General features: G+C 61.4%; 14 protein-coding genes. 8 read left to right on the forward strand and 6 right to left on the reverse strand.

What is annotated here, in order from left to right; genetic code table 11:
• Positions 1–133: 133 nt before the first annotated feature.
• From ACVW0Y_RS20255 to algW, 3 genes are all read right to left on the reverse strand, one after another.
• A complete protein-coding gene (locus ACVW0Y_RS20255) occupies positions 134–850 on the reverse strand; it encodes a DUF4198 domain-containing protein (protein ID WP_457440884.1) in 717 nt (238 codons plus the stop codon).
• A 23-nt stretch (positions 851–873) separates the two neighbouring features.
• Positions 874–2,967 carry a TonB-dependent siderophore receptor gene (locus ACVW0Y_RS20260; RefSeq protein WP_457440886.1) on the reverse strand — a complete coding sequence of 698 codons (2,094 nt, stop codon included), beginning with the start codon at positions 2,965–2,967 and terminating at the stop codon, positions 874–876.
• Between the two features lie 136 nt (positions 2,968–3,103).
• Positions 3,104–4,258, reverse strand: a complete 1,155-nt coding sequence (algW, locus tag ACVW0Y_RS20265; protein ID WP_457440888.1) for a Do family serine endopeptidase AlgW — start codon at positions 4,256–4,258, stop codon at positions 3,104–3,106.
• A 112-nt stretch (positions 4,259–4,370) separates the two neighbouring features.
• Between algW and ACVW0Y_RS20270 the strand changes: the two genes are divergently transcribed.
• From ACVW0Y_RS20270 to cysN, 3 genes are all read left to right on the forward strand, one after another.
• Complete coding sequence (locus tag ACVW0Y_RS20270; RefSeq protein ID WP_457440890.1) at positions 4,371–5,129, forward strand: Nif3-like dinuclear metal center hexameric protein; 759 nt, start codon at positions 4,371–4,373, stop codon at positions 5,127–5,129.
• Between the two features lie 147 nt (positions 5,130–5,276).
• The gene (gene cysD / locus ACVW0Y_RS20275) at positions 5,277–6,194 is read left to right on the forward strand and encodes a sulfate adenylyltransferase subunit CysD (protein ID WP_457440892.1); all 918 of its coding nucleotides are present in this window, start codon (positions 5,277–5,279) and stop codon (positions 6,192–6,194) included.
• Position 6,195: 1 nt separating this feature from the next.
• A complete protein-coding gene (gene cysN / locus ACVW0Y_RS20280; protein WP_457440894.1) occupies positions 6,196–8,094 on the forward strand; it encodes a sulfate adenylyltransferase subunit CysN in 1,899 nt (632 codons plus the stop codon).
• A 126-nt stretch (positions 8,095–8,220) separates the two neighbouring features.
• Here the strand turns inward: cysN and ACVW0Y_RS20285 are convergent, their stop codons facing one another.
• Positions 8,221–8,679 (reverse strand): YhcB family protein, encoded by a 459-nt coding sequence (locus tag ACVW0Y_RS20285; RefSeq protein WP_457440896.1) that lies wholly within the window; start codon positions 8,677–8,679, stop codon positions 8,221–8,223.
• A 156-nt stretch (positions 8,680–8,835) separates the two neighbouring features.
• On the opposite strand from ACVW0Y_RS20285, the gene ACVW0Y_RS20290 reads away from it, so the two are divergent.
• The 3 genes from ACVW0Y_RS20290 to zapE all read left to right on the forward strand — a co-directional run bounded on the left by ACVW0Y_RS20290 (position 8,836) and on the right by zapE (position 12,176).
• Positions 8,836–9,471, forward strand: a complete 636-nt coding sequence (locus ACVW0Y_RS20290; protein ID WP_457440898.1) for an alpha/beta hydrolase — start codon at positions 8,836–8,838, stop codon at positions 9,469–9,471.
• Positions 9,472–9,489: 18 nt separating this feature from the next.
• Positions 9,490–10,839, forward strand: a complete 1,350-nt coding sequence (locus ACVW0Y_RS20295) for a tryptophan--tRNA ligase (protein ID WP_457440899.1) — start codon at positions 9,490–9,492, stop codon at positions 10,837–10,839.
• A gap of 242 nt (positions 10,840–11,081) precedes the next feature.
• Positions 11,082–12,176 (forward strand): cell division protein ZapE, encoded by a 1,095-nt coding sequence (gene zapE / locus ACVW0Y_RS20300; RefSeq protein ID WP_457440901.1) that lies wholly within the window; start codon positions 11,082–11,084, stop codon positions 12,174–12,176.
• Positions 12,177–12,224: 48 nt separating this feature from the next.
• On the opposite strand, the gene ACVW0Y_RS20305 is transcribed toward zapE, so the two are convergent.
• Positions 12,225–13,013, reverse strand: a complete 789-nt coding sequence (locus tag ACVW0Y_RS20305; protein ID WP_457440903.1) for a tetratricopeptide repeat protein — start codon at positions 13,011–13,013, stop codon at positions 12,225–12,227.
• A 1-nt stretch (position 13,014) separates the two neighbouring features.
• Positions 13,015–13,695 (reverse strand): Fe2+-dependent dioxygenase, encoded by a 681-nt coding sequence (locus ACVW0Y_RS20310; RefSeq protein ID WP_457440905.1) that lies wholly within the window; start codon positions 13,693–13,695, stop codon positions 13,015–13,017.
• A gap of 218 nt (positions 13,696–13,913) precedes the next feature.
• Here ACVW0Y_RS20310 and ACVW0Y_RS20315 point away from each other — a divergent pair, with 218 nt between their 5' ends.
• Entirely contained in the window at positions 13,914–16,163 is a 2,250-nt protein-coding gene (locus tag ACVW0Y_RS20315; protein WP_457440907.1) for a TonB-dependent receptor, read from the forward strand.
• Between the two features lie 318 nt (positions 16,164–16,481).
• On the forward strand, positions 16,482–19,052 hold the full coding sequence (locus tag ACVW0Y_RS20320; RefSeq protein WP_457440909.1) for a PepSY domain-containing protein: 2,571 nt from the start codon (positions 16,482–16,484) through the stop codon (positions 19,050–19,052).
• Positions 19,053–19,166 lie beyond the last annotated feature (114 nt).

Here is a 19,166-nt window from a genome sequence, read left to right on the forward strand (position 1 = left end):
CGGGGGCGGCGCGCCTGCCCCCCCCCCCCAAAACAAAACCCCCCCCCCCGGTTGGTGGGGCTTCCGCCGCGATGCTTTTGATGTTAAGAGCATCGCGGCTGAAGCCGCTCCTACAGGTGGGGATAGCCCGGGATTATTCCTCGTGGCTGCTGCCAATAAAACTCAGCGAAGTAAACAACCCGCGCTCATCGATATCCGCATCACCGCTAACCGGCACGCTGGTTTCGGCGGCGATGATGTTCAGCCCTTCGTTACGCACCACCACCAATGCCTCGCCATTGGTATCCGTGGTGGCGCTGACGGTAGACGGTGCGCTGCGGTAGTCGCCGATCAGCTTGAGCCCGGACACCGGTTTGCCATCCAGGAGCACCTGTACGCGCAACGGTTTGCCTGGGCCGACTTTGAGCGGGTCTTGCAGCGGCTTGATCAGCAGTTTCAGCGCGCTCAAATCCGGCAGGGTAGCGCCTTCCTTATAGATGGCCAGGCTGTATTTCCAGGTGTGCAGGGCGTGAACCGCGCTCGGCACTTGGGTGCGGCCTTGGTTAATCCATTTGTTGTCGGGCGTTTGCGACCAGGCGCCGTTGTCGAGCGCGACCGCCAGGCTCGCCGGCGCAGTTGCCGGGTGCAGGCGGGCGTGGTCGTTGAGGCGCTCGATATTGACGGCGATGGGCTTGCCTTGTGCATCGAACGCCCAGGCATCGCTGATTTTCGCCGCCTTGAAGGCATCGTCTTCGGCACCGTGGCCATAAACCACTTCGATGTTGCCGCGCCGTTGTTCGGTCCAAAGGCCGTGGGCCTGGACTTCCATGGTGAACAGCGCGGCGATCAACATCAGGTGAAGTTTGGGCATGGTTCTTCCTTGTTGGGGCGGGATTAAAGGGAAAGGGTCAGGCTGACGCTGAAATTGCGCGGGTCGCCGGGCAACACCCAGGTGCTGTTGTAGGAGCGCTCGTAGTACGTGCGGTCGAACAGGTTGTTGAGGTTGAAGCCGACCGTAACGGTTTCGCTGGCCTTGTAGTGGGCCAGCAGGTCGACGGTGCTGTAGGCCGGCAGCTCGAACTGGGTGCCGGTTTGCCCCGAGCGGTCGCCCACGTAGTTGCCGGCGACGCCGATATCCGAGCCGCGCCAGGCACCGCTCTGGACCTCGTATACGGCCATCAGGCTGGCGCTGTTGCGAGCGATGCCCAGCAGGTCGCTGCCCTCTTTGATGACGTTGTCTTGGGTGACCTCTGCATCTAGGTAGGCGTACGCGCCAATTATCCGCACGGCATCGCTGAGCTGGCCGCTGAACTGCAGATCCAGACCCTGGCTGCGGGCTTTACCGGCGGCGATGCTGTCGCCGTTGGCGTCGCTGGTGAGGACGTTTTCCTTGTCGATATGGAACAGCGCCACGGTGGCACCGAGGCGGCCGTCGAGCAGGTCGAGCTTCAGGCCGGTCTCGTAGCCGAGGCCTTTTTCCGGTTTGAACACCTGGCCCTGGGTGCCAATGCTGTTGGGCTTGAACGAGGTGGAGGCGTTGGCGAATACGCCGACTTGCGGGGTGAGTTGATAAAGCAGGCCCGCGCGGGGAGTCGCTACGTCTTTGTCCTGGCGGTTGTCGAGGCCCGTGCTGCGATTCAGCGAATGCTGTTCGACGCGCTCCAGGCGCACGCCCAGCAGGCCGCGCCAGTTATCGGAGATGAGGATCTGGTCCTGCAGATTGAGGGCATAGCTCTCGGTGTGTTCGAAGAAGTCGTTTTTGCTTGCCAGCGCCGGTTTCGGCTGGCCGTAGACCGGCTGGTAGATATCCACACCGTAGCCCAGCGACGTCAGGCTTTGCGGGTACTTCTGGCTGTTGCGGTAGTTCTCGTACTCCAAGCCGGTGAGGACTTGATGCTCCCAGCCGGCGAGCTCGAAGGTGCCGTGCAGTTCGGCCTGGGTGATGCTGTCGTTCCACTCGAAGTCGCGCTGGCGGTAGAAACGCGACACCTGCGCGCCGACCAGGCGCTGGGTTTCCGAACTGTCGCCATTTAGCGTGCCCTGGCTGTAGTGGCTGGCCAGGCGGGTTTTCCAGTTGTCGTTCAGGTAGTGCTCGAGGCTGATCTGCAGCAGCTGGTTGTCGTTGCGGATATCGCCGTCATTGGGCTCGCCCAGAAAGGTCGAGCGGGAGACCGAACCCATCTCGCCATTGACTGCGGGAACACCACGGTCGAACACCGACTCGCTGCGGCTGAATTCGCTTTCGATCAGTAGAAATGTATCGGGGCTCAGCTGCCAGGACAGTGTCGGGGTTACCAGCTGGCGCTGGCTACCGACGTGGTCGCGGAAGCTGTGGTTGTCTTCCACCGCCAGGTTTACTCGCGACAGCACGGTGCCTTGCTCATTGAGCGGGGTGTTGACGTCCAGGCTGCTGCGGTAGCGGTCCCAACTGCCGGCGCTCAATTGCAGGGTATTGAAAGCGTCGGCCTGAGGTTTTTTGCTGACGATATTCACCAGCCCGCCAGGGTCGCCACGGCCGTACAGGCTGGCGGCCGGGCCCTTGAGCACTTCGATGCGTTCGATGCTGGCGGTATCCGGAGCGCTGTTGCTGCCGCGGTTATAGGCAAAGCCGTTGCGGTACAGCTCGCCGGTGGTAAAGCCGCGCACGCTGTAGTTGAGGAAGGTCAGGCCGCCGAAGTTGTTTTGCCGCGATACGCCGCCGGCGAAATCGAGGGCGCGGTCGATCCGCGTGCTGTTGAGGTCGGTGAGTACCTGGGCGGGGACTACGTTGATGCTTTGCGGGGTGTCGCGGATGTCGGTGTCGGTACGGGTGGCGGTGGACGAGCGAGTGGCGCGATAGCCGCGAACCGGGCCGTCTGCGCGTTCATCGGCGTGTTCGGCGGTGATGCTGATTTCTTCCATTTCCAAGGGTTGATTCGCCGCAGATGCAGGCGCGCCAAGCAGGCCAAAGGTCAGTGCAGTAAGCGAGGCGAGGGCAGGTGACTTCATGTCCGGGTTCCGATGAAAAATATGTAATAACATAACATTTTAATCAGGGGAAACCGGACGCGTCATCTGTCGCTGTATGTGTTGGGAAAAATCGCAGGCAGAAAAAAGGCGCCTTATTGGTGCCTTTCAGGGGCATTCATTCGGTGGCATCGTTGGTCGCGGGTGGCGGACGCAGGCCGATCTCGGCAGTCAATTCCATCGGTTTGCCGTTGCGCATGATTTCGATGCTGGTCTTGTCACCCGGCTTGGCGCGGGCTACCTGGTTCATCGAACGACGACCATCGCTGGCCGGCTCGCCATCGATGCTCAGAATCAGATCGCCCGGCTGCAGGCCGGCTTTTTGCGCCGGACCGTCGCGGTAGATACCGGCCACCACAATGCCCGGCTTGCCTTCCAGGCCGAATGATTCGGCCAGCTCCGGCGTCAACGGCTGCACTTCAATCCCCAGCCAGCCACGAATCACCTGACCGTGTTCGATGATCGCCTTCATCACATCCAGCGCCAGCTTGGTGGGGATGGCGAAACCAATGCCCTGCGAGCCATTGGACTTGGACAGGATGGCGGTATTGATGCCCACCAGGTTGCCGTGGGCATCCACCAGCGCGCCGCCGGAGTTGCCAGGGTTGATCGCCGCGTCGGTCTGAATAAAGTCTTCGTAGGTGTTAAGGCCCAACTGGTTGCGCCCGGTGGCGCTGATAATGCCCATGGTCACGGTCTGGCCGACGCCAAACGGGTTGCCGATGGCCAGGGCCACGTCGCCGATGGCAATGGCGTCGGAACGGCCGAGGGTGATGGAGGGCAGGTCCTTGAGGTCGATCTTCAATACCGCCAGGTCGGTTTCCGGGTCGCTGCCGATGACCCGGGCCAGGGTTTCGCGACCGTCCTTGAGCGCCACCACAATCTGGTCGGCACCGGCGGTGACGTGGTTGTTGGTCAGCAGATAGCCTTCAGGGCTCATGATCACCGCCGAACCCAGGCTGGACTCCATGCGCCGTTGTTTGGGCAGGTTATTGCCGAAGAAGCGGCGGAACTGCGGGTCTTCGAACAGCGAGTTGGCCGGTTTGCTGACAATCTTGGTGGTGTACAGGTTGGCCACGGCGGGGGCGGCGATGGTTACCGCGTCCGCATAGGACACCGGCCCCTGTTGCGCCATGCCATATTGCGGCGCTTGCTGCATATGCACATCCTGGCGCGGCAGGCCGACCCATTGCGGGTAGTACTGGATAATCAGCAACGCCAACAGCACGCCGACCAGGAGCGGCCAGCCGAGATAACGCAGAGCCTTGAACATCGATAAATCCTGAGGGTTGCGAGGGCCATGGCAGGCCCTTAAGGTGGCGGCCATTATAGAGGCCGTCGCGGCAATAAAAAGCAGCTTAGATTTGTACGGGAGAGTAAATGTCATGGCGATTGCGCTGAGCACCTTGCTGGAAGAAGCCGAGCGTTTTCTCGGTGCGGCGCGCATCGCCGATTACTGCCCCAACGGCCTGCAAGTGGAAGGCCGGCCGCAGGTGCGGCGGATCGTCAGCGGCGTGACCGCCAGCCAGGCGCTGCTGGATGCTGCGGTCGAGGCGGATGCCGATGTGGTGCTGGTGCACCACGGCTATTTCTGGAAAGGCGAAAACCCCTGCGTGGTCGGCATGAAGCAGCGTCGGCTGAAAACCCTGCTGAACAATGACATCAGTTTGCTCGCCTACCACTTGCCGCTGGACCTGCACCCGCAGGTCGGCAACAACGTGCAGCTGGCCGAGCAATTGGGCATTACCGTCGAAGGCCCGCTGGACCCGGACAACGCCAAAGTGGTCGGCCTGGTCGGCTCGCTCGACGAACCTATGAGTGCCCGTGACTTCGCCCGTCGGGTGCAGGAAGTGCTCAACCGTGAGCCGCTATTGGTCGAAGGCTCGCAGATGATTCGCCGCATCGGCTGGTGCACCGGTGGCGGCCAGGGCTATATCGACCAGGCCATTGCCGCCGGTGTCGATCTCTATCTGACCGGCGAAGCCTCCGAGCAAACCGTGCACAGCGCACGGGAAAACGACATCAGCTTTATCGCCGCCGGCCACCACGCCACCGAGCGTTACGGCGTGCAGGCGCTGGGTGACTATCTGGCCAAACGCTTCGCGCTGGAGCACCTGTTTATTGACTGTCCTAACCCGGTGTAGCGGCCCTGTTTAGTGGGCATATGACTAGATCGTTTAGGTCTAAGTAGCTGCCTGAATAGAATAGAGTGCTGTGCTAAAGTGCCGCCCTCGTCCACGGCCCGTAGGCCGTCCAATAACGCTCTCCTCGTGAGAAAGCCGTGAGTAGCCATGCTCGATAAATTGACGCATCTGAAACAGTTGGAGGCGGAAAGCATCCACATCATCCGCGAGGTCGCCGCCGAGTTCGATAATCCGGTGATGCTGTACTCCATCGGTAAAGATTCCGCGGTCATGCTGCACCTTGCCCGCAAAGCGTTTTTCCCCGGCAAGCTGCCGTTTCCGGTCATGCATGTGGATACCCGCTGGAAATTCCAGGAGATGTATTCGTTCCGCGACAAGATGGTGGCGGACCTGGGCCTGGACCTGATCACTCACGTGAACCCGGACGGCGTGGCGCAGAACATCAACCCGTTTACCCACGGCAGCGCCAAACACACCGACATCATGAAAACCGAGGGCCTCAAGCAGGCGCTCGACAAGCATGGCTTCGACGCTGCCTTCGGTGGCGCGCGCCGTGACGAAGAAAAGTCCCGCGCCAAAGAGCGCGTGTATTCGTTCCGCGACAGCAAGCACCGCTGGGACCCCAAGAACCAGCGCCCCGAGTTGTGGAACGTGTACAACGGCAAGGTCAACAAGGGCGAGTCGATCCGCGTGTTTCCGCTCTCCAACTGGACCGAGCTGGATATCTGGCAGTACATCTACCTCGAAGGCATCCCGATTGTTCCGTTGTATTTCGCCGCCGAGCGCGACGTGATCGAAATGAACGGCACGCTGATCATGATCGACGACGAGCGCATCCTTGAGCATCTGTCGCCTGAACAGAAAGCCAGCATTCACAAGAAGATGGTGCGTTTCCGTACCCTCGGCTGCTACCCACTGACTGGCGCGGTGGAATCCACCGCCACCAGCTTGACCGACATCATTCAGGAAATGCTCCTGACCAGAACCTCCGAGCGTCAGGGTCGCGTTATCGACCATGACCAGGCCGGTTCGATGGAAGACAAGAAACGTCAGGGGTACTTTTAATATGTCGCACCAATCCGAGTTGATCAGCGAGGACATCCTCGCTTACCTGGCCCAGCACGAACGCAAGGAAATGCTGCGCTTCCTCACCTGCGGCAACGTCGATGACGGCAAGAGCACCCTGATCGGGCGCCTGCTGCACGACTCGAAAATGATCTACGAAGACCACCTCGAAGCCATCACCCGCGACTCGAAAAAAGTCGGCACCACCGGTGAAGACATCGACCTGGCGCTGCTGGTAGACGGCCTGCAAGCCGAGCGCGAGCAAGGCATCACCATCGACGTGGCGTACCGCTACTTCTCCACCGCCAAGCGCAAATTCATCATTGCCGACACCCCCGGCCATGAGCAGTACACCCGCAATATGGCCACCGGTGCCTCCACCTGTGACCTGGCGATCATTCTGGTCGACGCCCGTTACGGCGTGCAGACCCAGACCCGTCGCCACAGCTATATCGCGTCCCTGCTGGGCATCAAACATATCGTCGTCGCCATCAACAAGATGGACCTCAAAGGGTTCGACGAAGGCGTGTTCGAGTCGATCAAGGCCGACTATTTAGAGTTCGCCGAGAAGGTTTCGCTGAAACCGACCTCGATCCACTTCGTACCGATGTCGGCCTTGAAGGGCGACAACGTGGTCAACCACAGCGACCGTTCGCCGTGGTACAGCGGCCAGACCCTGATGGAAATCCTCGAAAGCGTAGAGATTTCCGCCGACCGCAACTTCACCGACATGCGTTTCCCGGTGCAGTACGTTAACCGTCCGAACCTGAACTTCCGTGGGTTTGCCGGCACCCTGGCCAGCGGCATCGTGCACAAAGGCGACGAAGTCGTGGTGCTGCCGTCGGGCAAGAGCAGCCGGGTTAAATCCATCGTCACCTTCGAAGGCGAGCTGGAAAGCGCAGGCCCGGGTCAGGCCATTACCCTGACCATGGAAGACGAAATCGATATCTCCCGTGGCGACCTGCTGGTGCATGCCGACAGCCAGCCGCAGGTGACCGACAGCTTCGAAGCCATGCTGGTATGGATGGCCGAAGAGCCGATGCTGCCGGGCAAGAAATACGACATCAAACGCGCCACCAGCTATGTGCCGGGTTCGATTGCCAGCATCGTCCACAAGGTCGATGTAAACACCCTGGAAGAAGGCGCGGCGAGCAGCCTGCAACTGAACGAGATCGCCAAGGTCAAGGTCAGCCTGGACGCCTCCATCGCCCTGGACGGCTACGAGCGTAACCGCACCACCGGTTCGTTTATCATCGTCGACCGTCTTACCAATGGCACCGTCGGCGCCGGCATGATCATCGCTGCGCCGGTTGGCGTTCCGGGTGGTGGTGTGCACGGCAAGCTGGCCCACGTGGCTACCGAAGAGCGTGCTGCGCGCTTCGGCCAGCAGCCGGCCACCGTGCTGTTCAGCGGTTTGTCGGGCGCAGGCAAGAGCACCCTGGCCTATGCCGTGGAGCGCAAGCTGTTCGATATGGGCCGCGCCGTTTATGTACTGGATGGCCAGAACCTGCGTCACGACCTGAACAAAGGTCTGCCGCAAGACCGCGCCGGGCGTACCGAGAACTGGCGTCGTGCCGCCCATGTGGCGCGTCAGTTCAACGAAGCCGGCTTGATCACCCTGGCCGCCTTTGTTGCGCCGGATGCAGAAGGTCGCGAACAGGCCAAGGCGCTGATCGGCAACCAGCGTCTGCTAACGGTGTATGTGCAGGCCTCTCCGCAGGTCTGCGCCGAGCGTGACCCGCAAGGCCTGTACGCAGCCGGTGGCGACAACATTCCGGGCGAGTCCTTCCCGTATGACATTCCGCTGAATGCCGACCTGGTGGTCGACACCCAGAGCGTGTCAGTGGAAGAGGGCGTGAAGCTGGTGCTGGAGCTGTTGCGCAGTCGCGGGGCTATCTAAAAGCTTCGCGGCTGAAGCCGCTCCTACGGGAAACTCGATCCCCTGTAGGAGCGGCTTAAGCCGCGATTCTGCAAACGCCGAACATAAAAAAGCCCCGCATCGGCGGGGCTTTTTGTTGGCTGCGGTTTAACGCGGCGAGGTGTCGCCGACCGGCGGCTTCTTCAAGCCAAAAGTGGCATCCAGCATCCCCGGCGCATCGGCACTTTTCGGTGCGTAGTCGCGCGGCACTTCGGAATCCCGTGGAGGCGTCAGGCGCTCGCGGGTGCCGGGTTTTTCGTCGTGCAGTGCGGCCAGCAAACGCTGGCGGGTGAGTTCGTCGAGGGCCAGGCGGTTGGCACCTTCGGAGAGGTGTTCCTGCACTTCCTGGTAGCTCTGGGTGAGCTTTTTCACCAGGCTGGCGGTGGTGTTGAAATGGGTGACAACTTCGCTCTGATAGCTATCGAAGCGTTCCTGGATTTCATCCAGTTGCCGTTGCGTGCGGCTCGGTGCGGCGCTGGGAACCAGGCGGGCCACCAGAAAACCGATGGTGATGCCAGCGAGCAGGGCGAGTGCCGGGAGTAACCAGGCCAATAGCGTCTGTTCCACGAGTCCTTCCTCTATAAACGGCTTTGCTTTACGTTAACGGCTCATACCGGCGCTGTATAGCGCGGCGCAGCCTCGAAGGGCGAGTGTCGGCAGTTCGGCGCTCGCAAGATCTTATCCAAGACGTGTCGACCCCTTGCCGGGTCACGGAGTTCCCCGTTGTCAGCTCGCGAAGTCTCCCTGTTTATTGACGGGCCTACCGGCCAACTCGAAGCCCTCTACCTCGACCTCCCTGAAGCCCGCGGCCTGGCGTTGATCTGCCATCCGAACCCGGTGCAGGGCGGAACCATGCTCAATAAGGTGGTTTCCACCTTGCAGCGCACCGCCCGCGATGCCGGCTATGCCACGTTGCGCTTCAACTACCGCGGTGTCGGGGCCAGTGCCGGGGCCAGCGAGATGGTCAGCGGCGAAGTGGATGACGCCGAAGCAGTGGCCAATTGGTTGCTTGCCGAACAACCGGATCTGCCGCTGAACCTGTTTGGCTTTTCCTTCGGTGGTTTTGTCGCCGCCAGCCTCAGCGGTCGCCTGGAAGCCCGCGGCGTAGCAATCGAGCGGCTGTTTATGGTCGCCCCCGCCGTCAGCCGTCTGAACGAGCAGAACCCGATTGCCCAGCACGGTGCCCTGACCCTGATTCAGCCCGAGCAGGACGAGGTCATCGCCCCGGACACAGTTTTCGCCTGGTCGGCCAACCTCGAACGTGCCCACGAGCTGCTGAAAGTGGCAGAATGCGGGCACTTTTTTCACGGCAAGCTCACGGAGCTCAAAGACCTGCTGCTGCCGCGTCTGTCGAACTGACTTATTAAGCGAATGCCAATGACCACTCGTATCCTGACCGGCATCACTACCACCGGCACCCCGCACCTGGGCAACTACGCCGGCGCCATCCGCCCGGCTATCGTCGCCAGCCGCGCCGCGGACGCCGACTCGTTCTATTTCCTGGCCGACTACCACGCGCTGATCAAATGCGATGACCCGCTGCGCATTCAGCGTTCGCGTCTGGAAATCGCCGCCACCTGGCTGGCCTCCGGCCTGGATACCGACCGGGTGACCTTTTACCGCCAGTCCGACATCCCGGAAATCACCGAACTCACCTGGCTGCTCACCTGCGTGGCGGCCAAGGGCCTGCTTAACCGCGCCCACGCCTACAAGGCCTCTGTGGATAAAAACGTCGAGCAGGGTGAAGACCCGGACGCCGGCGTGACCATGGGCCTGTTCAGCTACCCGGTGCTGATGGCGGCAGACATTCTGATGTTCAACGCCCACCAGGTGCCGGTCGGGCGCGACCAGATCCAGCATGTGGAAATGGCCCGCGACATCGGCCAGCGCTTTAACCACCTGTTCGGCAACGGCAAAGAGTTCTTCGTTATGCCCCAGGCGCTGATCGAAGAAAGCGTCGCCACCTTGCCGGGCCTGGATGGCCGCAAGATGTCGAAAAGCTACGACAACACCATTCCGTTGTTCAGCAGCCCCAAGCAGTTGAAGGCGGCGGTTTCCAGCATCGTTACTGATTCCCGCGCCCCCGGCGAAGCCAAAGACCCGGACAACTCGCACCTGTTTACCCTCTACCAAGCCTTCTCCACGGCCGAGCAGCAGGCTGAATTTCGCGCCGATCTGCTCGCCGGTCTGGCCTGGGGTGAAGCCAAGCAGCGCCTGTTCGAGCTGCTCGACAACGAACTGGGCGAGGCGCGCGAGCGTTACCACGGCCTGATCGAGCGCCCGGCCGACCTCGAAGATATTCTGCTCACCGGGGCCGCCAAGGCGCGCAAGATCGCCACGCCATTCCTCGGCGAGCTGCGTGAGGCCGTGGGCCTGCGCTCGTTCCGCAGCGACCTGCAAAGCACCCAGAACACCAAGAAAAAGGCCGCCAAAGGCGCGCGTTTTGTCAGCTTCCGCGAAGACGATGGCAGCTTCCGCTTCCGTCTGCTGGCCGCCGATGGCGAGCAATTGCTGCTGTCGAAAAACTTCGCCGATGGCAAAACCGCTGGCCAGATAAGTAAGCGCCTGCAGGATGGCAGCGCGCTGGATGTGCGGGTTGAAGGCAGTGCTTTTGCCGTCTGGCTGGATGACCAAGCCGTCGGCGACAGCCCGCAGTTTGCCGATGCCGCCGCCTGCGAGCAGGCAGTTCAGCAACTGCGAGAGGCTCTGGCAGCCCAGCCAGAGTGAGTGTGTCGATCGGTCAGCAGTGCTGGCCGATTGCCAAGCAACGGGGTCGCCGCTAAAGTGACGACCCCGTTTTTGCTGTCTGGGGCGTTCCAGACCCTCCACATGCACGCGCAACTGCGCCGTAGCACGTCGGCAAGACGCAGACCCTGGGTACTGTTTACTCGTTACCTGCCCATCACATGCCTCGCGATACCCACTACTTGGCCGGTCGCGAGCCAGTAAATAGTTGAGAGCATTACGCGATGACGCCCCTCGAGCGATACCAGGCGGACCTCAAACGTCCCGACTTCTTCCATGACGCCGCGCAGGAAACTGCGGTGCGCCATCTGCAGCGCCTTTACGACGACCTGATTGCCGCCGGCGATAACAAGCCGGGCCTGTTTGGCAAACTGCTGGGCAAAAAGAACCAGGACCCGGTCAAGGGTCTGTACTTCTGGGGCGGCGTGGGTCGCGGCAAGACTTACCTGGTGGACACCTTCTTCGAAGCCCTGCCATTCAAGGAAAAGACCCGCACCCACTTCCACCGTTTCATGAAGCGTGTGCACGAAGACCTGACCACCCTGAGCGGCGAGAAAAACCCGCTGCAAGCCATCGCCAAGCGGTATGCGGCCGAAACCCGGGTGATCTGCTTCGACGAATTCTTCGTCTCCGATATTACCGACGCGATGATCTTGGCGACCTTGCTGGAAGAGCTGTTCAAGAACGGCGTCAGCCTGGTGTCCACCTCCAACATCGTCCCCGACGGCCTGTACAAAGACGGCCTGCAACGTGCGCGCTTCCTGCCCGCCATCGAGTTGCTCAAACAGCACACCACCATCGTCAACGTCGACAGCGGCGTCGATTACCGCCTGCGTGCCCTTGAGCAAGCCGAGCTGTACTACTGGCCGCTCAACGAAGGCGCGGAAGTCAGCCTGAACAAGAGCTTTGTCAGCCTGGTACCGGATTGCGTGCAAGCGCAGGTCAACGAAGTGCTGATGATCGAGAACCGCGGCATCACCGCGCGTAAAGTGTGCGACGACGTGGCCTGGTTCGAGTTCCGCGAGCTGTGTGACGGCCCGCGTAGCCAGAACGACTACATCGAGCTGGCGAAGATTTTCCACGCCATCCTGATCTCCAACGTCGAGCAGATGGGCGTCAACGAAGACGACCTGGCGCGGCGCTTTATCAACCTGGTGGACGAGTTCTACGACCGCAACGTCAAGCTGATCATCTCCGCTGCCGTGGAGCTGAAAGACCTGTACACCGGTGGCCGCTTGAACTTCGAGTTCCAGCGCACCCTGAGCCGTTTGCTGGAAATGCAATCCCACGAGTTCCTCTCGCGGGCGCACAAGCCGTAACGGTTTCGCCATTAAAAAAGGCTGCCCCTGGGCAGCCTTTTTTATGCGTTACGCAACGCTGGCATAACGCTCGCGGTCACTGTCCTCGCCCAGTTCTGCGGCACGGCGGAAGTACGCGCGGGCCTCGGCCCGAATGCTGCTGTGGGGGGATTGCAGCAGCGATTCACGGGCCACCCGCAGGAAGTTCAGGTTGCCCAGTTGCAGGGCCCGTTGCAGCCAGCTCAACGCGGCATCGAGCTGGCCTTGCTCAGCTAGCACGGCGGCGTGGCTGAACTGCCCACGGAAATCGCCGGCCTCGGCTGAGCGGCGATACCAGGCATGGGCCTGCGGCAGATCGCGCCGTACCACCTGGCCTTCTTCGTAGAAACGTCCCACCAGGTTCATCGACTTGGCGTGCCCCTGTTCGGCAGCGCGCATATACAGGGCGAAAGCCTGGAGTGGATCGCACGGCAGCCCGCGCCCTGTGGCCAGTAGGTTGGCCAGGTTGTACTGACCCCAATCCGAGCCGCCTTCCGCGGCCTGTCGATAGTGCTCGGCGGCTTGCGCGATGTCGGTCTCGCCGCCCCAGCCCTGGTCCAGGCAGCGCCCGAGCATGTTATGGGCCATGGCGTGCCCCTGGCGGGCGGCAATCTGAAACCAGGTGCGTGCCAGCGCCGGGTCGCGCTGAATACCTCGGCCTTCGAGCAGTAACTGGCCGAGCAGGGTTTGCGCTTCCAGCAGGCCGTCTCTGGCCGCGCTGAGAATAGCGTGGGCGGCCTGGCCGGGGTCGCCTTCGAGCAGCTTGGCGAGGTCGTCGCCAGTCAACTGTTGTTCGCGGCGTAGCAGGGCCTTGGTCACGTCAGACGTCCGCCCAGCGGCGCAGCAGGTTGTGGTAGTTACCGGTCAGTTGCAGCAGGGCAGGGTGGTCTGGCACGTCCCGGGTCAGGTGCTGAATCGCTTGGTCCATCTCGAACAGCAGCGCACGCTGGCTGTCTTCACGTACCAGGCTCTGGGTCCAGAAGAACGAGGCGAAACGGGCACCCCGGGTCACGGCTTCGACCTTGTGCAAGCTGCTGCCGGGGTACAGCACCATATCGCCGGCGGGCAGTTTTACCCGTTGGTTGCCGTAGGTGTCCTGTATCACCAGCTCGCCGCCGTCGTATTCATCGGGATCGCTGAAGAACAGGGTGGCGGACAGATCGGTGCGTACCCGCTCAGCGCTGTTCTTCACCTGGCGAATGGCGTTGTCGATATGGAAGTCGAATGAGCCGCCGCCGGTGTAGCAGTTGAACAACGGCGGGAAGACTTTGTGCGGCAATGCCGCCGACATAAACAGCGGGTTCTGCCACAGCCGAGTGAGCATTTCTGTACTGATTTCGCGGACCAGCGGGTGGTCTTCCGGCAGCTGCAGATTGTGTTTGGCTTTGGCCGATTGGTAGCCGGCGGTGACCTTGCCGTCAGCCCATTGCGCCTGTTCGAGGGCGGCGCGAATTTGCCCGACCTCGTCGCGGTTGAAGACGCCTGGAATGTGCAGAAGCATGGCCAAACCATCAGTATTTGAAAATAAGTCGCAAATGATAATTCGTTGCTTAGCATGCTTGCAACAGCTTTAAAGCCCCATGGCGCGGGCGTTTCAAGTGTTTTTATAAAGTGTAAGGATTGTGTAAATATTGCTACATGCGAATTATTAACAATTGCTAACGAATAGCTGTTGCTCTAAATTCCGCGGCCTTTGCCATTCCTGGGGAGGGAAACCGCATGTCTGCCACGTCCACAGAATCGACCGTTTTTTCACCACGTCTGCTGGCTACTGCTGTGGGGGTGGCGATGTCTGCCGCACCCCTGGCCCACGCCGCCGAGGCCCTCACGCTGGAGACCACCAAAGTGGTCGGCGAGCAGGACCAGCCGGACAGCTACAAGGTCGACGAATCGGCGTCGAAAAAGTACACCGCACCGCTGCGTGAAACGCCGAAAAGCGTCACTGTGATCAGCGACCAGGTGATCAAGGACACCGGTTCCCTTTCCCTCGCCGATGCATTGCGCACCACCTCCGGGATCACCTTTGGTGCCGGTGAAGGCGGTAACCCGGCTGGCGATCGCCCGATCATTCGCGGCTTCAACGCCGAGAGCGATGTGTTTATCGATGGTCTGCGTGACGTCGCGTCGCAAACCCGCGAAGTGTTCAACCTCGAACAGGTCGAAGTCAGCAAAGGTCCGGGCTCGGCCTTTACCGGTGCCGGTTCCACCGGTGGCAGCCTCAACCTGATCAGCAAGTCCGCCAAGCAGCAGGACTTCGCTGACGCCGGCTTCACCTACGGTTCCGACCAGACCCGTCGCTACACCCTGGACGTCAACCGCGTACTTACCGACAACATCGCCGCGCGCATCAACCTGATGCAACACGACGCCAATGTCGCCGGCCGTGCCGGTGCCGATGTCAGCCGTTGGGGCGTGGCCCCGACCGTGACCTTCGGCTTCAACACGCCCACTCGCGCCACGCTTTCCTACTATCACGTCGAAGGCGAAGACACCCCGGACCTCGGTAACCCACTGCAAAGTGCTGTTGGCTCTGACGGCGTGCGTACACCGGCAGGCAACAAGGACAAGTTCTACGGTTTCAGCTCGCGCGATTACCGCGACAGCAGCACCGATACCGGCACATTCAAAATCGAGCACGACCTGAACGACAACATCACCCTGTCGAACTCGTCGCGCATCGTGCGCACCACCCTCGACTACATCGCCACCAACCCCGATGACTCCCGTGGCAACGTCGATCGTGGTTACGTATCGCGCTCGGCAAAAAGCCGCAACTCGACCTCCGAAGGCCTGATCAACCAGACCGACCTGAGCGCCCGTTTCGACACCGGTTTTATCGAGCACTCGCTCAATACCGGCGTCGAGTTCAGCAAGGAAGGTGTGCATAACCGCAACTACTTCGTGACTCCGGGCGTTGCCGGCACTACCTGTAACGCCGCGGGCTTGAACTCCCACGACTGCACCAGCCTGGCTGACCCGAACTACAACGACACCTTCACCGGCACCATTGCCGACAGCAAGGCCTACACCGACACCGACAGCAAGACCCTGTCGGCGTATGTGTTCGACACCCTGAAGTTCAACGAGCAGTGGTCGCTGAACGCCGGCCTGCGCTACGACGACTACCAGACCGAGTCGCAGGGCCTGACCGCCAGTGCTACCAACGTGGTCAGTGGGTCGTTCGACAACGAAAACAACTCGCACTTCTGGAACTATCAGTTGGGCCTGGTCTTCAATCCGTTGCCTAACGGCAGCATCTACGTGGCCTGGTCGACCTCCAGCAACCCGGTCGGTGAAACCAGCGGCGAAGGTACCGACGCTATTGCCGTGGGTACTCAGGCGTTGGAACCAGAGCGCAACCGTAACTACGAAGTGGGCACCAAGTGGGACTTCTTCGATGAGCGCCTGGGTGTGAATGCTGCTGTATTCCGCACCGAAAAAACCAATGCCCGCGTGAGTGACGAAGACGGCCTGACGCAGAACATCGGTGAAACCCGTGTGGACGGTTTTGAACTGGGTGTCAGCGGCAAGATCACCGAGAAATGGCAGGTGTTCGCCAACTACACCTATCTGGACGGTGAGATTGTCGATGGTGGTGTCATCAACACCGCTGGCCGTGGCGCCCCGGCCGTGTATGTGAAAGGCCTGTATGACGGCAACGATATCCCCAGCGTGCCGGAAAACAGTGCCAGCTTCTGGACCACCTACCAGGTGCTGCCAAAGCTAACCCTGGGCGCTGGTGCCTACTACGTCGACTCGCGCTTCGGTAACACGGCCAACACCGTGCAAGTACCGGACTACTGGCGCTACGACGCCATGGCCAAGTACGTGGTGAGCAAGAACCTCGACCTGCAACTGAACGTGCAGAACCTGACGGACGAGCGTTATTACGATCAGGTGTACTCGACGCACATGGCTCACGTAGCTGCCGGCCGAACCGCGTTGCTCAGCACCAATTTCCACTTCTAATGCGAGCCGTAGGGCGAATATCCGTGCAACGGATATCCGCCGTGGTTCACCCGCGATCGGTGAATCGGCGGATACACCGAAGGGGTATTTGCCCTACCCACAACCTTGACCGAGCCAACCAGCGGCGTTGCATCCGCCGCTGCGCAAGCCCTGAGCGATTGGTCGCTCGGGGCTTTTTTGTCAGGTGAGCGAACGGGGGCGACCAACGTGTTGGTAAACGATAGGTAAAGGTTGCGCAGTTGCTAGCTATTCTCAAATAGTATTCGCCGCTATTAACGATATGCAGCGCTCCAGGGCGTCGGTTCAGATGAGGTTGGTGTGTTTAAAAACGGTTTATTTCAACTGCATTGGTTCTTCGGTATCACCGGCGGTCTGGTGCTGTCCCTGATGGGCATCACTGGTGCGCTGTATTCGTTTCAAGATGAAATTTCCACCGCGCTGAATCCCGACGTTCTGCAAGTGCAGGTGCGTGAAAGCGGCGTGCTGCCGCCGGCGCAATTGGTGGAGAAAATCCAGGCCGCAGCGGGCATGCAAGTTTCCGGCTTGCGGGTGTTTACCAACGACAACCACGCCGCTCAGGTGTTCTTTGTGCCCAAGCCGGGCGAGCGCCGCGGACCTTCGCGCTACTTCGACCCCTACACCGGCGAACTGCTGGGCGAGCCCTCCGGCAAAGCCTTCTTTGACCTGATGTTCCAGCTGCACCGCTTTCTGGCGATGGGCGAGTTCGGCAAAAACATCACCGGCGCCTGCACCCTGATGCTGCTGTTTTTCTGCCTGTCCGGCCTGTACCTGCGCTGGCCGCGCAATGCCTTGAGCTGGCGTACCTGGTTGACCTTCGACTGGGCCAAGAAAGGCCGCGCCTTCAACTGGGATTTGCACGCCGTGGCCGGCACCTGGTGCCTGGTGTTTTACCTGATGGCCTCGCTCACCGGCCTGACCTGGTCGTACCAGTGGTTTAACCAGGGTGCCTACGCCTTGTTGGGCAGCGCCCCGGCAGGCGAACGAGGTGCCAAGCCCGGCGGTGGTCGCGGTGAAGGCGGTCGTGGCGAGCGCAGAGGCCCGCCACCGCAGGCGGCAGCGCCGGTGCCGATCAACTACGACGCGCTATGGACCAGCATCACCCAGACCGCCGGCCCGACGCTGGCGATGTACAACATCCGCCCGCCGCAGGATGCCAAGCAACCGGTGCAGGTGGTTTATCTGTTGGATGACGCTGCCCACGAACGGGCGATGAATGAAATCCAGATCGACGCCCAAACCGGCCAGGTACGCCGCCATACGCTGTACACCGACCAGCCGCTGGGCCAGCAACTGCTGACTAGCATCTACGCCCTGCACGTTGGCAGTTACTTCGGCCTGACCGGGCGCATTCTGATCACCGCTGCCGGCCTGACCATGCCACTGTTCTTTATCACCGGCTGGCTGTTGTACCTCGACCGTCGCCGCAAGAAACGCCAGGTGCGTGCGGCCCGTGGCAACGTCAGTGCGGCTGATGCCAGCGGCGACAGCTGGCTGATCGGCTTCGCCAGTCAGAGCGGTTTTGCCGAGCAACTGGCCTGGCAAAGCGCCGGGCAACTGCAGGCCGCCGGCCAGGCGGTGAACGTGCAGTCGCTGGCCAGTCTGAGCCCGCAACAGCTGCGCGAAACGCGCAACGCGCTGTTTGTGGTCAGCACCTTTGGTGACGGCGAAGCGCCGGACAGCGCCCGCGGTTTTGAACGCAAACTGCTCGGCCAGGACCTCGGCCTGAGCGAGCTGAAATACGCCGTGCTGGCCCTGGGGGATCGTCAGTACCAACACTTCTGCGGCTTCGCCCACCGCCTGCAAGCCTGGTTGAACCGCGAAGGCGGCAGTCATCTATTTGCCACCGTGGAAGTCGACAACGGCGACAGCGCCGCCCTGCAACACTGGCAGCAGCAGTTGGCGCAGTTGTCCGGCAGTACCGCACCGCAGGCCTGGCAGGCACCGACCTTCGGCAACTGGACCCTGAGCCGGCGCGAGCTGCTCAATCCGGGCAGCGCCGGTTCGCCGACTTATCTGCTTGATCTGACGCCGCCGGATACCAGCCAACAGTGGTCGGCCGGTGACCTGGTGGAAGTGATGCCACGCAATAGCGCGGCAGCCGTGGACACCTTTCTCGCGGGCCTGGGCATTGCCGCCGACACCCAGGTGGAAATCGCCGGCTTGCGCGAAAGCCTGGCCCAGGCCCTGGCCAGCCGGCAGTTGCCCCATAGCCGCGGCCACCTGGTGGGCTTGCATGCCCAGGCGCTGGTGGATGCGCTGGTGCCCGTGACTGTCCGCGAATACTCGATTGCTTCGCTAATGGAAGATGGCGCGCTGCAACTGCTGGTGCGGGTCGAGACCCACCCCGACGGCAGCTTCGGCCTCGGCTCGGGCTGGCTGTGCATGCATGCCCGGATAGGCGAGGGCATCAGCCTGCGCCTGCGCCGTAACAGCAGCTTCCACCTGCCGAGCGAACCCCGTCCGCTGATTCTGCTGGGTAACGGCACCGGTCTGGCTGGCTTGCGCAGCCTGCTGAAAGCGCAGATCGGCCAAGGTTTCACGCGTAACTGGCTGCTGTTTGGCGAGCGCAATGCCGAGCATGACTTCTTCTGTCAGAGCGAGCTGCAAGGCTGGCTGGACGGCGGTCAGCTGGCGCGTTTGGACCTGGCGTTTTCCCGTGACCAGGCGGAGAAAGTCTATGTGCAGCATCGTCTATTGGCGGCGGCTGATGAGCTTAAGGTGTGGCTGGAAGAGGGGGCGGCGGTTTACGTCTGCGGCAGTCTGCAAGGCATGGCCGAAGGCGTGGACCAGGTGTTGCGCCAGGTGCTGGGGGATGAGGCAGTGGTGCAATTGACCGAGGAAGGGCGGTATCGGCGGGATGTTTATTAATCTCGGCATCCGCTAAAAACATCGCGGCTAAAGCCCCTCCCACAGGAATCGTAGCGCCATGTGGGAGGGGCTTTAGCCGCGATGCGTTTGATCTTGAAATTGCTTTTGCAGGAA

The sequence above is a fragment of the Pseudomonas sp. TE3786 genome (genome assembly GCF_054057335.1).